Origin of the sequence: Acidovorax sp. CF316 (assembly GCF_000276605.1) — a bacterium.
GTDB lineage: Bacteria > Pseudomonadota > Gammaproteobacteria > Burkholderiales > Burkholderiaceae_C > Acidovorax.
In genome coordinates, this window is record NZ_AKJX01000005.1 from 20,237 (window position 1) to 34,706 (window position 14,470).

Consider the following 14,470-nt stretch of genomic DNA (forward strand, 5'->3'; position numbering starts at 1 on the left):
CGGCTTACTTCTTGTCGCCGCCGGGGATCTTGCCTTCCACGCCCTTGACGTAGAAGTTCACGCCGCTCAGGAACTTGTCGTCGGCGACGGCGTCCTTGGCGACCACTTCCTTGCCGTCCTGGCCCACGATCGGGCCCTTCCAGATCTGGAAGCTGCCGTCGGCCAGGCCCTTCTTGACCGCTTCGACCTTGGCCTTGGTGTCGGCAGGCACGTCTTCGGCGATGGAGACGATGTCGATCGCGCCTTCCTTCACGCCCCACCAGCTCTGGCCCGTGGCCCACTGGCCTTCCAGTGCGTCCTTGGTGGCCTTGATGTAGTACGGGCCCCAGTTGATCACGGCCGATGCCAGGTGGGCCTTGGGGCCGTAGGCGGTCATGTCACTGTCCCAGCCAAAGGCACGCTTGCCCTTTTCCTGGGCGGTCTTGAGCACGGCGGGCGAGTCGGTGTTCTGGAACAGCACGTCGGCGCCGCCGTTGATCAGCGAGGTGGCGGCTTCGGTTTCCTTGGGTGGGCTGAACCATTCGTTGACCCAGACCACCTTGGTCTTGATCTTGGGGTTGACCGATTGCGCACCCAGCGTGAAGCTGTTGATGTTGCGGATCACTTCAGGGATCGGCACCGAGCCCACCACGCCCAGGGTGTTGCTCTTGGTCATCGCACCGGCGATCACGCCGGCCATGTAGGCGCCTTCATAGGTGCGGCTGTCGTAGGTGCGCACGTTGTCGGCGGTCTTGTAGCCGGTGGCGTGCTCGAACTTCACGTCCTTGAAGTCGGGGGCGATCTTCTGGATCGACTCCATGTAGCCGAAGGTGGTGCCGAAGATCAGCTTGTTGCCCTGGCCGGCCAGGTCGCGCAGCACGCGCTCGGCATCGGCCGATTCGGGCACGCTCTCGACGAAGCTGGTGACGACCTTGTCGCCGAATTCCTTCTCGATGGCCTTGCGGCCGTTGTCGTGGGCGAACGACCAGCCGCCGTCGCCCACGGGGCCGACATAGGCGAACGCGATCTTCAGCGGCTCAGGCTTGGGCGCGGGGGCCGATGCCACTGGCGCGGGGGCCGGTGCGGCAGCAGGCGCCGGTGCCGGCTCTTCCTTCTTGCCACAGCCCGCCAGCGCGGCGGCCGCAACGGCGGTCAGCGCAGCCATCTTGAGCATGGAGCGTTTCTGCAGATCAGTCATGTCGGTTCCTTATAAGAAAGAAGGAGTTTGCAAGGTTGGGGACGAAAACGGTGATTATGGGGCGATCTACCGGGCGGTAACCAAAGGTTTTTGGGGGAGATGCGACCGGCAAGGCCTTGGCACCCGGCAGGATGCAAGATCCAAGCCGAGGCCGTGCGCCACGAGAAGGCATCCGCCCATCTTCACGAACCAGGGTAGAAAGGTTTGCCCAGCGAGGCGGGCATGTTGATGCGGATCCACGCCGGGTTGCGCGAGATCAGGGCCAGCACCACGATGGTGGCCACGTAGGGCAGCATGCTCAGCAGCTGGCTGGCCACCTGCACGCCCGTGGCCTGCAGGTGGAACTGCAGCATGGTCACGCCGCCGAACAGGTAGGCGCCAAGCAGCACGCGCGCCGGGCGCCAGGTGGCGAAGGTGGTCAGCGCCAGCGCGATCCAGCCGCGGCCGGCCACCATGCCCTCGACCCACAGCGGCGTGTAGACGGTGGAGATGTAGGCCCCCGACAGGCCGCACAGTGCGCCGCCGGCCACCACGGCCGTCAGGCGGATGCGGCGCACCGGGTAGCCCAGCGCATGGGCCGACTCGGGCGATTCGCCCACCGAACGCAGCACGAGGCCGGCGCGCGAGCGGTACAGGAACCAGATCAGCGCGGCCACCAGCAGCATGGTCAGGTAGACCACCGGGTGCTGCTGGAACAGCGCGGGCCCGAGCAGCGGCACCTCGGACAGGCCGGGGATGGCGTACTTGGGCATCTCGGGCAGCTTGGCCTGCACGTAGCTGATGCCCAGGAAGGCCGAGAAGCCCACGCCGAACAGGCTCAGTGCCAGGCCCGTGGCGTACTGGTTGGTGTTGAGCCAGATCACCAGCACGCCGAAGATGGCGGCCAGCACGGCACCGGCGGCCATGCCGGCCGCGAAGCCCAGCCAGCTGTTGCCTGTGTGCACCACGGTGGCGAAACCGGCGATGGCGGCGCACAGCATCATGCCCTCGGCACCGAGGTTGACGATGCCGGCCTTCTCGTTGATCAGCAGGCCCAGGGCCGCGATGGCCAGGACGGTGCCCGCACTCAGCGTGGCACCTATGAGCAGTGCATAGGATTCCATATCAAGCCCCCTGCCCGAAAATGTGGTGGATACGAGGTGTGCGGTTCATGCCTTCACCCCCTGGTGGCCCACCCAGCGCACGCGGTAGGCGATCAGCGTGTCGCAGGCCAGCAGCGTGAACAGCAGCAGGCCCTGGAACACGCCGGTGAGCGATTTGGGCAGGCCCAGGCGCGACTGCGCCAGCTCGCCGCCGATGTAGAACATGCTCATCAGGATGGCCGAGAGCACCATGCCCACCGGGTGCAGCCGCCCCACGAAGGCGACGATGATGGCCGCGAAGCCATAGCCCGCCGGCACGTACGGCGTGAGCTGGCCGATGGGGCCGGCCACTTCGAGCGCACCGGCCAGGCCTGCGGCCCCGCCGGAGACCAGCAGCGCCACCCACAGCGCACGGCGCGACGAAAAGCCGGCATAGCGCGCCGCTGCCGGTGCCAGGCCGCCCACCTGCTGGGCAAAGCCGGCCCGCGTGCGGAACAGGAAGACCCACAGCGCGGCCGCGCCGGCCAGGGCCAGCAGCAGGCCGATGGACACGCGCGAGCCCTGCATCAGGCGCGGGATCTGCGTCACGCGCTCGAAGGTCTTGGTCTGCGGGAAGTTGTAGCCCATGGGGTCCTTCCACGGGCCGTACACCAGGTAGCCCAGCACCAGCGTGGCCACGTAGACCAGCATCAGGCTGACCAGGATCTCGCTGGCGTTGAACTTGTCGCGCAAGAGCGCGGTGAGCCCCGCCCAGGCCATGCCGCCGAGCACGCCGGCCACGAGGATGGCCGGCACGATCCACGGGCCGGTGGTCTTGTCGGCCAGCAGCGCCACACCGCCAGCCACCACGGCGCCGATGACGAATTGCCCCTCGGCGCCGATGTTCCAGACATTGGAGCGAAAGCACACGGCCAGGCCCAGGGCGATGAGCAAGAGCGGCGTGGCCTTGACCATGAGTTCGCCGATGGCGTACGGCGTCTTGATCGGCTCCCAGAAGAAGATCTGCAGCGCACGCACGGGGTCCTTGCCCAGGGCGGCGAAGAGGATGACCCCGATCAGCACGGTGAAGGCCAGCGCCAGCAATGGCGAGCCGAAGGTCCACAGCCGCGAGGACTGGGGACGCGGTTCCAGTTTAAGCATGCTGCAGTCCTCCCACGGCCGAAGCCCGTCCTGCGTGTCCCAGGTGGGACTGCACGTCGGCATGCCACAGCCCGCTCATCCATTCGCCGATGCGCTCCACGGTGGCCTCGGCGCGCGGCACCGAGGGCGACAGGTGGCCCTTGGCCACGACATGCAGGCGGTCGCAGATCTCGAACAACTCGTCCAGCTCCTCACTGACCACCAGCACGGCACAGCCCGCATCGCGCAGCGCCAGGATGGCACCGCGGATCTGCGCGGCCGCGCCCACGTCCACGCCCCAGGTGGGTTGCGAGACGATGAGCAGCCGCGGCTTGGCATCGATCTCGCGGCCCACGATGAATTTCTGCAGGTTGCCGCCTGACAGCGACTTGGCTGCCGAGTGCGGCCCACCGGCCTTGACTTGGAAGCGCTCGATGATGGCGCGCGCATGGGCTTCGAGCGCCCCCACCTTGATCCAGCCGCTGCCCGCCACCGAGTTGGTGCGCGTGAGCAGCAGGTTGTGCGCCAGGCCCATGGTGGGCACGGCACCGCGGCCCAGGCGCTCCTCGGGCACGAAATGCAGCCCCAGGGCGCGGCGGCGGGCGGGGCCCATGCGGCCCGCGTTCTGCCCCGCCACCTGGATGCTGGCAGGCGTGGCCCGCTGGTCTTCGCCCGACAGGGCGTAGAGCAGTTCCTTTTGCCCGTTGCCCGAGACGCCGGCGATGCCGACCACCTCGCCGGCCCTGACCTCGAAGGACAGGTCCACAAGGTCCACGCCGAACTGGTCGGCGCGCGGCAGCGAAAGGCCCTGCACGTTGAGTACCGTGGCGCCGGTCTGCACCTCGCGGTGCTCGAGCGCTGGCGGCTCGGCGCCGATCATCAGGCGCGAGAGCGAGGCATTCGATTCCTCGGCCGGGTTGCACACGCCCGTGACCTTGCCGCCGCGCAGCACGGTGCAGGCGGTGCACAGCGCACGGATCTCATGCAGCTTGTGGCTGATGTAGAGGATGCTGCAGCCTTCGGAGGCGAGCTTGCGCAGCACCACGAAGAGCTTTTCCACCGCCTGGGGGGTGAGCACCGAGGTGGGCTCATCGAGGATCAGCACCTTGGGGTTGGTGAGCAGCGCACGGATGATCTCCACGCGCTGCATCTCGCCCACGCTCAGCGTGTGCACCGGGCGCAGCGGGTCGATGTCGAGGCCGTACTCGGCGGCCTTGGCGGTGATGCGCTGCGTGACCTCGGCCAGGTCCTGGCTCTTGTCCAGGCCCAGCCAGACGTTCTCGGCCACGGTGAGGGTGTCGAACAGGCTGAAGTGCTGGAACACCATGGCGATGCCCAGGGCCCGCGCCTCCTGCGGATTGCGCACCTGCACGGCCTGGCCGTTGAAGTGCACGCTGCCCTCGTCGGGCTTGACCGAGCCGTAGATGATCTTCATCAGCGTGGACTTGCCCGCGCCGTTCTCGCCCAGAACGGCATGGATCTCGCCCGGCTGCACCGTGAGCGAGACACCGCTGTTGGCCACCACGGCGGGATAGCGCTTGGTGATGCCTGTGAGCTGCAGCCGGGGCGCCAAGCCCGGGGCATTGGAAAGAGGTGGTGAACTCATGCGGTGGATTGTCTCTCAGTTTGGTGGGTCGTTATAGGGATAAAACTGCCTGCCATCGCTTGATCAGCATGATCGCAAAGCTATTCTTTTCGTAGCGATGCAGCCACGCCTTTCACGCATTCGCGCAGCCACACGGCGGCCGCCGAGTGGTGTGTGCGGGCATGCCACAGCTGGTAGTACATGAGGCGCGGAAACTCCACGGGGCTCGGCAGGATGGCCAGCGGCAGGTGGTCCACATAGCGCTCGCAGAACTGGCGCCCGGTGGTCATCACAAGCAAGCTCGATGCCACGATGGGGGGGATGGCGCTGAAATGCGCGCAGCGCGCGGTGATGTTGCGCGCCAGGCCCAGGCCATCGAGGTGCAGGTCGATCACGCCGCGGGCGCCAGGGTGGGTGGGCGTGGGGGCGATGTGTTCGGCCGCCAGCCAGCTCTCGGCGTCCCAGCCGCGGCGCACCGCGGGATGGTCGCGGTTCACGAGGCACACCACCTCGTCGCCGAACAGGCGGCCCATGTGCAGGTCGTCCGGGGGCTGCGGCCAGTTGCCGATGACCACGTCCACATCGCCCTGTGCCAAGTGGGCGTGGTAGTGCGTGTCGCCCGACAGGGGCAGGATCTCGATCGGGCACAGCGGGGCCTCGACCTTGATGCGCGCCACGAGCTGGGGCAGGAACAGCGGGTCCAGGTAGTCGCTGGCGGCCACGCGGAAGGTGCGGGTGGCCGTGCGCGGATCGAAGCCCCGGGCATCGGAGAACAGGGCCTCGGCCGAGCGCAGGATGGCGCCCGCGGGCTCCACCATGCGCAGTGCCGCGTCGGTGGGCATCATGCTGGCGCCCGAGCGCACCAAGAGCGGATCGCCCGCCAGGTCGCGCAGCCGCTTGAGCGCGGCCGACACCGCCGGCTGGTGCATGCCCAGGCGGATGGCTGCCCTCGATACGCTGCGTTCAGTCAACACGGTGTGCAAGACCCTTATGAGATGGAGGTCTATCTTGTCGAAAAGGGCGTGGTCTCGCATACAGGGGCCTGCATTCTTGTCATACGCCATCACGTATGCCGCTCTGCGCGATGGATGCGTTGCGCTGCACGGTGTGGGCAGTGGGGGCGTTGTGGGGTGGGGAAAAAAGTGTCGGCGCACTGTACACCGCACACCCACTGCGCCGTGCCCCTGGAAATCCCTGTGCAGGGCCGCAGGCCCCGCCCCTGCAGCGCAGTCAGGCCCCGCGCAATGCGGCCGCGGCCTCGTCGCGCAGCAGGCCGTGTTGCACGGCCACGGGTGGGCGCGCCTGCGCCAGCAGTTCAACACACGGCGTGGCCAGTTGCGGCCCGCCCAGCGCCTGCGCGATGTCCTGCTGGCTCGCGGCATACACCACGCGCGCAATGCCGGCCCAGAACATGGCGCCCGCGCACATGGCGCAGGGCTCGCCACTGGCGAAGACGGTGGCACCGCGCAGGGCCTCGGGGCCGAGCGCGGCCGAGGCATCGCGCACCAGCACCAGCTCCGCATGGCCGGTGCAGTCGCGGGTGGTGTTCTCGTGGTTGCGTGCGGTGAACAGCACCTCGCCAGCGGGCGAGGCCAGCGTGGCGCCGAAGGGGTTGTCGCCCGCAGCCAGCGCCTGGCGCGAGGCCGCGATGGCCAGGCGCATCGCGGCGTGGTCCTGCTCGCTGAACGTCGCAGCGGCCATGGTCATATCTCGTCGATGGCGGTGCTGCGTGCCTGCGCAGGCGTGTCCGCACCGATGGCGAAGCGCTCGCCGGTCTTCACGTAGAAGCTCGCGCCGAAGCGCCCCACGGGGTGGAAGTCCTGCAGGCGCACGCGCCAGCGTTCGGTGTCCACCAGGCCATCGCGCACGCCGAGCCACTGCACGCGGCCGATGAAGACGTAGCGGCTCGCGGTCTCCAGGGTTTCGTGCAGCACGCACTCGAAGGCCACGGGGGCTTCGGCGATGCGCGGCGGCGCCACGCTGCGCGAGGGCACAGGCGTGAGGCCGGCGTGCGCCAGCTCGCTTTCATCGGGCGGCAGGCTGTCGCCGCAGGCATGCATCTGCGCGGCCATGGCTTCGTCGGTGATGTGCACCACGAACTCGCCAGTGCGCAGGATGTTGGCCGCCGTGTCCTTGAGCAGGCCGTCCTTCAGGCGGTTGATGCTGACCATGACCACCGGCGGGTCCTCGCCGAGCATGTTGAACATGCTGAACGGCGCCGCGTTGACAGTGCCGTCTTCGCCCAGCGTGGTGATCAGCGCGATGGGGCGCGGCACGATCAGGCTGGCCATGAGCTTGTAGCGCTGGTAGGCGTCCAGCTGCGAGAAATCGATGTCCATGGCCTTTTATAAAACAAATCGTATACGAAATTTTATCCTGATTAAAAGATAAATTCCATTTCACAGAATAAACGTATACGATTTTTCAACCCAGCGGCCTACCTTCGTCCGGCAGGCGCAGCCGGGCCTCCAGCGCGAGCAGATGGCGGTCCATGGCAGCGGCCGCCGCGTCGCCATCGCGCAGGGCCAGCCACTCGACCAGCTGTTCGTGCTCCTCGTGCTCGCAGGTGGACTCGCCGGGCGCCTCGTACAGCGCGACGATCAGCGAGCAGCGCGTCATGAGTTCGGTCAGGATGCGCTGCAGCTCTGCATTGCCCGAGAGCTCCGCCAGCGCCAGGTGGAAGCCCCCCGCCAGCGCCACCCAGCGCGCATGGTCCTGCTGGTGCAGGGCCTCGTGCTCGGCGCGCATGCGCTGCGTGAGGCGCTGCACCTCGCCGTGCGTGATGCGCGCGGCCACCATGCGCACGATGCCGGCCTCGACCACGCGGCGCGCGGCGAAGATGTCGCGCGTCTCCCTGGGGCCGGGGCGGGCCACCGTGGCCCCCTTGTTGGGCACGATGTCCAGGATGCGCAACTCGGCCAGCCGGTGCAGGGCCTGGCGCACCACCGTGCGGCTCACGCCGAAGCGCTCGCACAGCGCGGGCTCGCCCAGGCGTTCGCCGGGGCGCAGCCGGCCGTGCATGACGGCGTCGAGCACGGCCTCGTACACCGGCTGGTCCAGGGTGGCGGCGGGCACGGCCTTTGCAGCGGCGGATTTGCGGGGTGGCGTGGCGGCAGGCATGGACGGTTGCAGGCGGGACAAAACGGTGAACAATGGTGCAGCGGCAGTGTATCCAGCAGGCGCCGAGCCGAGCCGCCCCATAGCGCGGCAGGCATCCCCGTTATACGCTCTCGCATATGCGTTCCCTCGCAGGCGCGCATACGCTCTGGTTTTGACCCATTGGCCCGTTTCGAGCACCCCACGCATGACGATGATGATGACCCACCGACCTCTCCGCTTCATCCGCCGCGGCCAGACCGCGGCGCTGCACGACGTACCGCCCGACCGCACGCTGCTCGAAGTGCTGCGCGAGGACCTGGGCTGCACGGGCACCAAGGAGGGCTGCGGCGAGGGCGACTGCGGTGCCTGCACGGTGGTGCTGGGCGAGGAGCGCGACGGCAAGCTGCACTACAGCGCCGTGAACAGCTGCATCCGCCTGGCCCACTCGGTCGACGGCATGGCGCTGTGGACGGTGGAAGACCTGGCCGAAGACCCGCTGATCCGCCCCGCCGGCCCGGCCCCGTCGGCAGAGAAAGCCATCACCCTGCACCCCGCGCAGGAAGCCATGGTGCAGTGCCACGGCTCGCAGTGCGGCTTTTGCACGCCGGGCTTCGTGATGAGCCTGTTCGGCATGTACCAGAACCACGTGTGCCACGGCCAGCCCATCACGCGCGAACTCGCGCAGGAAGAACTCTCGGGCAACCTGTGCCGCTGCACGGGCTACCGCCCTATCCTCGACGCGGCCCAGCAGATGGCCGCCCTGCCCCCCGTGGCCGTGGACGAAGCCCAGTTGCTGCGCCAGCTGGCACAGCTGCAGTCCCTGGCAGCGGACGGCACGGCCTACCTGGCCCCGACCACCCTGCCCGCCCTGCTGGCCGCACGCGCCGCGCACCCCGGCGCCCAGGTGGTGGCCGGCTGCACCGACGTGGGGCTGTGGGTCACCAAGATGCACAAGCAGTACGCACAGATCCTGGACGTGACGCGCGCGGCCGAGCTGCTGCAGCTCGGTGAAGACGCGCACCAGATCACCATCGGCGCCGCCGTGTCGCTGACCGATGCGTTTGCCGCGCTCGTGCGCCAGTGGCCGCAGCTGCACAGCTTTGCCACGCGCTTCGCGGGCCTGCCGGTGCGCAACTCGGGCACGCTGGGCGGCAACGTGGCCAATGGTTCGCCCATCGGCGACTCCATGCCGCTGTTGATCGCGCTGCGCGCGCAGATCGTGCTCGCCAGCACGCGCGGCGAGCGCACGCTGGCGCTCGAAGACCTGTACACCGGCTACCGCCAGAACGTGATGGCGCCGGACGAACTGCTGGTGCGCATCGTGGTGCCACGCCCTGCGGTCACCGAAGCCGATCCGCCGCCGGGCCGCCCCAAGGCGGCGAGCGCCCCCTTGGGGGGCAGCGAGGACACGCCAGTGCCGAGCGTGGGGGCCAACTTCCTGCGTGCCTACAAGATCTCCAAGCGCTTCGACGACGACATATCGGCCGTGTGCCTGGTCGTCAACCTCGACATCGAGGCCGGCGTGGTGCGCCGTGCCAGCATCGGTGCGGGCGGCGTGGCCGCCACGCCAGCCCGGGCGCGGCAAACAGAAGCCGCCCTCACCGGCCAGCCCTGGTCGGCCGAGACGGTGCAGCAGGCCGCCGACGCCCTGCAGGCCGAGTTCAGCCCCATCTCCGACATGCGCGCCAGCGGCGCCTACCGCCGCACCGTGCTGGCCAGCCTGCTGCAGCGCTTCTGGCTCGAAAGCCAGGGCCAGGATGCGGTGAGCGTGGAAAACTTCCGACTGGAGGCCGCCGTATGAACCAGCGTGACACCCTTCCCCTGAGCCGCGATGCAGTGGACGACCCCGTGGTGGTGGCCGCCGACGCGCACGCCGACCAGCCCGTAGCAGCGCCGCTGGCGGCCACGCCCCCCGCGACCCTGCGCGCAATGGGCTATTCGCACATCCATGAAAGCGCGCGCGCCCAGGTGGCGGGCGCGGCCCACTACATCGACGACCAGCCCGAAATCAAGGGCACGCTCTACGCCTCGCCCATCCTCTCCACCGTGGCCCACGGCCGCCTGAACGGTGTGGACGCGAGCGCCGCCCTGGCCCTGCCCGGCGTGCGCGGCGTGGTGCTGGCCGCCGACGTGCCGGGCGACAAGATGCTGGCCGCCTTCGCGCACGACGAGCCGGTGTTCGCAATGGACACGGTGCAGCACATCGGCCAGGTCATCGGCCTGGTGGTGGCCGACACGGTGATGCAGGCGCGCCGCGCCGTGCGCGCCGTGAAGCTCGACATCACGCCGCTGCCCGCCGTGCTCACGGTGGAAGAGGCGCTGGCGGCCGAAAGCTATGTGCTGCCCCCGGTGTTCGTGCGCCGCGGCGATGCGGCGGCGGGCCTGGCCGGCTCAGAGCACCGCCTGGAAGGCACCTTCGAGGTCGGCGGGCAGGAGCACTTCTACCTCGAAGGCCAGATTGCCTACGCCATGCCGCTGGAACAGAAGCAGTGGTGGGTGTATTCGAGCACCCAGCACCCCGGCGAGGTGCAGCACTGGGTGGCGCACGCCCTGGGCATCGACAACCATGCGGTGCGCGTGGAGTGCCGGCGCATGGGCGGGGGCTTTGGCGGCAAGGAGACACAGGCCGGGCACCTGGCCGTGTGGGCCGCCGTGGCCGCACACAAGCTGGGCCGCCCCATCAAGCTGCGCCTGGACCGGGACGAGGACTTCATGGTCACCGGCAAGCGCCACCCGTTTGCCTACCGCTACGACGTGGGCTTCGACGGCACGGGCCGCATCACGGGGCTGAACCTGCACATGGCGGCCAACTGCGGCTTCTCGGCCGACCTCTCGGGCCCCGTGGCCGACCGGGCCGTGTTCCACAGCGACAACGCCTACTACCTGAGCGACGTGGAGATCGCCTCCTACCGCTGCAAGACCAATACCCAGAGCCACACCGCGTTCCGCGGCTTCGGCGGCCCGCAGGGCGTGATCGTGATCGAGGCCATCCTGGGCGACATCGCGCGCGCACTGGGGCTGGACGCGCAGGACGTGCGCCTGCGCAACCTCTACGGCCGCGACGCCAGCGAAGGCCGCAACGTCACCCACTACCAGATGACCGTGGAGGACAACATCCTGCACGAGCTCATGCCCCAGCTGGAGCGCGACGCCAACTACCGCGAGCGCCAGGCCGCCATCGCCGCCTGGAACGCCACCAATCCCGTGCTCAAGCGCGGCCTGGCGATCACGCCGGTCAAGTTCGGCATCAGCTTCACGGCCACCTTGTTCAACCAGGCCGGCGCGCTGGTGCACGTGTACACCGACGGCAGCGTGCAGGTGAACCACGGCGGCACCGAAATGGGCCAGGGCCTGCACACCAAGGTGGCGCAGATCGTGGCCGACGAGCTGGGCGTACCGCTGCAGCGCGTGCTGGTCACGGCCAGCGACACCAGCAAGGTGCCCAACGCCAGCGCCACCGCCGCTTCGAGCGGCACCGACCTGAACGGCCGCGCGGCCCAGTTCGCCGCGCGCCACGTGCGCGACAACCTGGCGGCCTATGTCTGCGGGCTCGATGGCTGCGGCGCGGGTGCGATCCAGTTCGCGGGCGGGCAGGTGATCTCGCCCAAGAAGGTTCGCGCCTTCGACGACGTGGTCAAGGAGGCGTACGCCAACCGCATCCAGCTGTGGAGCGACGGCTTCTACCGCACGCCCAAGATCCACTACGACAAGACCACCCTCACGGGCCGGCCGTTCTACTACTTCTCGTACGGTGCGGCCTGCACCGAGGTGGTGATCGACACCCTCACCGGCGAGAGCCGCGTGATCGCCGTGGACATCCTGCACGACGTGGGCCACAGCATCAACCCGGCCATCGACATCGGGCAGATCGAGGGCGGCTTCGTGCAGGGCATGGGCTGGCTCACCACCGAGCAGCTGGTGTGGAACGACAAGGGCTACCTGGCCACCCACGCCCCCAGCACCTACAAGATCCCGGCCACGGGCGACATCCCCGCGCATTTCCGCGTGAACCTGTGGCCCGAGGCCAACCGCGAGGACAACGTGGGCGGCAGCAAGGCCGTGGGCGAACCCCCGTTCATGCTGGCCATCAGCGTCTACGAGGCGCTGCGCAATGCCGTGGCGGCCACACGTGATGCGGGCGAGGACCACCTGGCCCCGGTTCGGCTGACGGCGCCCGCCACGGCCGAGAACGTGCTGCGCGCGCTGGGCCGAATCAGCGACTGAGGGAGATTCAGTACGGCCCAAGGGCCATGCGGCCTGAGGACGTCATGTCACGCGCATGCCGGGTTTCGACCCGGTTGCGGCCGGCGCGCTTGGCGTCGTAGCAGGCCATGTCGGCGGCATACAGCACCGAGGCCACGTCGTGCAGGTGGGAGTCCAGCACCACCAGGCCGATGCTCACACCCAGCGTGAAGCTGCGCCCCTGGTAGGACGGCTCCCAGGCCTGCACCGTGGCGCGCAACTGCTCGGCCACGGCCTGGCCGCGTGCCAGCGTGCAACCGGGCAGCACCACGGCGAACTCGTCGCCGCCCAGGCGCGCGGACCAGCCCACCTGGCGCACCTGGGTCTCGATGAGCCGGGCCACGTGGCGCAGCACATCGTCGCCCGCATCGTGGCCGGCCACGTCGTTGACCAGCGTGAAATGGTCGAGGTCCATGAACAGCACCACCCCATCGTCGGGCGCGTCGTCCCCCGCAGCGGCGGCCGGTGCGGCATCGGCGGTGCGCGTGCGTGCCGAGCGCTCGGCCAGCAGCAGGGCCAGCCGGTGGTCGAAGGCCGAGCGGTTGTGCAATTGCGTGAGGGCATCGTGCGTGAGCTCCCAGGCCTGCTGGTACTGGGCCTCGCGCGCGGCGGTGATGTCTTCCAGCATCCACACGGTGCCGCCGCCCAGCGCCTCGGAGTCCACCTTGCGGCCCTGCACGCGCGCCCAGACGGGGCTGCCGTCCTTGCGCACGAAGCACACGTCGCCGTCGAAGGTGCCGTGCGCCGCAAAGGCCGACTGCACGCGCTCGCCCAGGCGGGCGTAGTCGGCGTCCGAACCGTACAGCGTGCGCGCCGGCCGCCCCTGCAGCTCGCTCTCGGCATAGCCCAGCATCAGGCAGGCCTGGCGCCCCACCACTTCGAGCACGCCATGGCGCGTGATGACGATGCCCACCGACGCGTTCTGCAGGATGGCCTGGAACTGGCCATGGAGCAGCGTATGCAGGTGGTCCTGCTGGCGCTTTTGCTGGGCCAGCCCGTCGAACGCCCGCACCAGCGCGCCCACTTCGCCCCGGCCGGCGGGCCATTCGACGGTGCCTCGCGCAGCGCCAGGTTGCTGGTCGTGGCGCAGAAGCTGCAGCGCACCACGGCACAGCTGGGCCAGGGGCTGTGCCATCCAGGCCATGGCGGCGGCCAGCAGCAGCACGCCCAGGGCGATCACCGCGGCGGCCAGCCACCAGGCCTCGCGCTGGGCGCCCTGCAGCGGCGCCAACAGGGCCTGCGAGTTGCTCACCCGGGCCACGAACCACTGCGGCAACGGCATGCCGGCCACGCTCACGATGTGCTCGGGCTGCACTTCGGTGGTACCGCGCCCGACCACGGGCTGCGCGCGGCGCAGCCACTCGGCGAACACGGGTGCCAGGCCCGGCTCGTCACGCACCTGGCCCATGATGCGCGCCGGGTCGGTGTGCGAGAGGATGGTGCCGTCGCGCGTGAAGACGAGCAGGCGCGAGTCGTCGCGCGCCGGCAGCGCCATGGACTGCGGCAGCAGGCCCTGCGACTGCAGCTTGAGCGCACCGGCGACCACGCCCAGCACGGCCCCCTCCTCGCTGTGCAACGGCAGCGTGAACATGATGCGCGCCTGGCTGGTGCGCCCGGCGATCAGCTCCGACACCTGGGGCTTGCCGTCGATCAGCGTGCGGCGCAGGGCATCGCGCTCGGCCGGGTCCAGCTCGGCCGCCTTGACCAACTGGCCCGAGCGGATGTTCAGGCGCAGCTCCCCATCCTTGCGGGCCACGTGCAGTGCGTCGAAGAAGCCTACCGCAGGCAGGCCCTGCTGCAGCAGCCAGTCCAGCGAGGACGGCGACTCCAGCATGGCCGGGGTGATGCCCTGGGCCACCGTGCGCAGCACCTTCTGGCTCTGTTCGATCTTGCTGGCCAACAGCCGCGCCACTACCTCGACTTCGTCGGTCTGCTGGCCGACCACGCGGCGCATGGCCTCCTGGCCTGCGGCACGCGAGACCAGCCACACCGATGCCGCACTGGCCAGCACCACCACCAGCGCAGCCACCACCATCAGCCGCAGCACCAGAGGGCCTGGCAGGCTCCAGGCAGGCTCTTGCGCGGCAGCGACGGGGTTGGCAGGTGGCGTCATGCGCTGTCCCGGTCTGGAGGGCTGCAGGTACGGACGATGAAGGAGGCGGGCAT

At 69.2% G+C, this 14,470-nt stretch carries 11 protein-coding genes; 2 read left to right on the forward strand and 9 right to left on the reverse strand.

The window, feature by feature from the left end; all coding sequences use genetic code 11:
- Nucleotides 1-4: 4 nt before the first annotated feature.
- The 8 genes from PMI14_RS00480 to PMI14_RS00515 all read right to left on the reverse strand — a co-directional run bounded on the left by PMI14_RS00480 (nucleotide 5) and on the right by PMI14_RS00515 (nucleotide 8,083).
- Nucleotides 5-1,177 carry a BMP family ABC transporter substrate-binding protein gene (locus PMI14_RS00480; protein WP_007847870.1) on the reverse strand — a complete coding sequence of 391 codons (1,173 nt, stop codon included), beginning with the start codon at nucleotides 1,175-1,177 and terminating at the stop codon, nucleotides 5-7.
- A 182-nt stretch (nucleotides 1,178-1,359) separates the two neighbouring features.
- Nucleotides 1,360-2,280 (reverse strand): ABC transporter permease, encoded by a 921-nt coding sequence (locus tag PMI14_RS00485; RefSeq protein WP_007847873.1) that lies wholly within the window; start codon nucleotides 2,278-2,280, stop codon nucleotides 1,360-1,362.
- Nucleotides 2,281-2,325: 45 nt separating this feature from the next.
- Nucleotides 2,326-3,399, reverse strand: a complete 1,074-nt coding sequence (locus PMI14_RS00490; RefSeq protein ID WP_007847875.1) for an ABC transporter permease — start codon at nucleotides 3,397-3,399, stop codon at nucleotides 2,326-2,328.
- The gene (locus tag PMI14_RS00495) at nucleotides 3,392-4,984 is read right to left on the reverse strand and encodes an ABC transporter ATP-binding protein (RefSeq protein WP_007847879.1); all 1,593 of its coding nucleotides are present in this window, start codon (nucleotides 4,982-4,984) and stop codon (nucleotides 3,392-3,394) included. Before PMI14_RS00495 ends, PMI14_RS00490 begins: the two co-directional genes overlap by 8 nt.
- 80 nt (nucleotides 4,985-5,064) lie before the next feature.
- Nucleotides 5,065-5,997, reverse strand: coding sequence for a LysR family transcriptional regulator (locus tag PMI14_RS00500; RefSeq protein ID WP_081497236.1), 933 nt, complete (start codon nucleotides 5,995-5,997; stop codon nucleotides 5,065-5,067).
- A gap of 196 nt (nucleotides 5,998-6,193) precedes the next feature.
- On the reverse strand, nucleotides 6,194-6,664 hold the full coding sequence (locus PMI14_RS00505) for a nucleoside deaminase (RefSeq protein ID WP_007847883.1): 471 nt from the start codon (nucleotides 6,662-6,664) through the stop codon (nucleotides 6,194-6,196).
- A gap of 2 nt (nucleotides 6,665-6,666) precedes the next feature.
- The gene (locus PMI14_RS00510) at nucleotides 6,667-7,302 is read right to left on the reverse strand and encodes a flavin reductase family protein (RefSeq protein WP_007847885.1); all 636 of its coding nucleotides are present in this window, start codon (nucleotides 7,300-7,302) and stop codon (nucleotides 6,667-6,669) included.
- 85 nt (nucleotides 7,303-7,387) lie between these two features.
- The gene (locus PMI14_RS00515; protein WP_007847887.1) at nucleotides 7,388-8,083 is read right to left on the reverse strand and encodes a GntR family transcriptional regulator; all 696 of its coding nucleotides are present in this window, start codon (nucleotides 8,081-8,083) and stop codon (nucleotides 7,388-7,390) included.
- Between the two features lie 193 nt (nucleotides 8,084-8,276).
- On the opposite strand from PMI14_RS00515, the gene PMI14_RS00520 reads away from it, so the two are divergent.
- Together PMI14_RS00520 and xdhB are read left to right on the forward strand one after the other, a co-directional pair.
- Nucleotides 8,277-9,863, forward strand: coding sequence for a xanthine dehydrogenase small subunit (locus tag PMI14_RS00520; protein ID WP_035201811.1), 1,587 nt, complete (start codon nucleotides 8,277-8,279; stop codon nucleotides 9,861-9,863).
- A complete protein-coding gene (xdhB, locus tag PMI14_RS00525) occupies nucleotides 9,860-12,286 on the forward strand; it encodes a xanthine dehydrogenase molybdopterin binding subunit (RefSeq protein WP_007847898.1) in 2,427 nt (808 codons plus the stop codon). The genes PMI14_RS00520 and xdhB overlap by 4 nt, the downstream gene beginning before the upstream one ends.
- Before the next feature lie 7 nt (nucleotides 12,287-12,293).
- Here xdhB and PMI14_RS00530 read toward each other — a convergent pair whose 3' ends face one another.
- A complete protein-coding gene (locus PMI14_RS00530; RefSeq protein WP_007847901.1) occupies nucleotides 12,294-14,417 on the reverse strand; it encodes a diguanylate cyclase domain-containing protein in 2,124 nt (707 codons plus the stop codon).
- Between the last annotated feature and the right edge of the window lie 53 nt (nucleotides 14,418-14,470).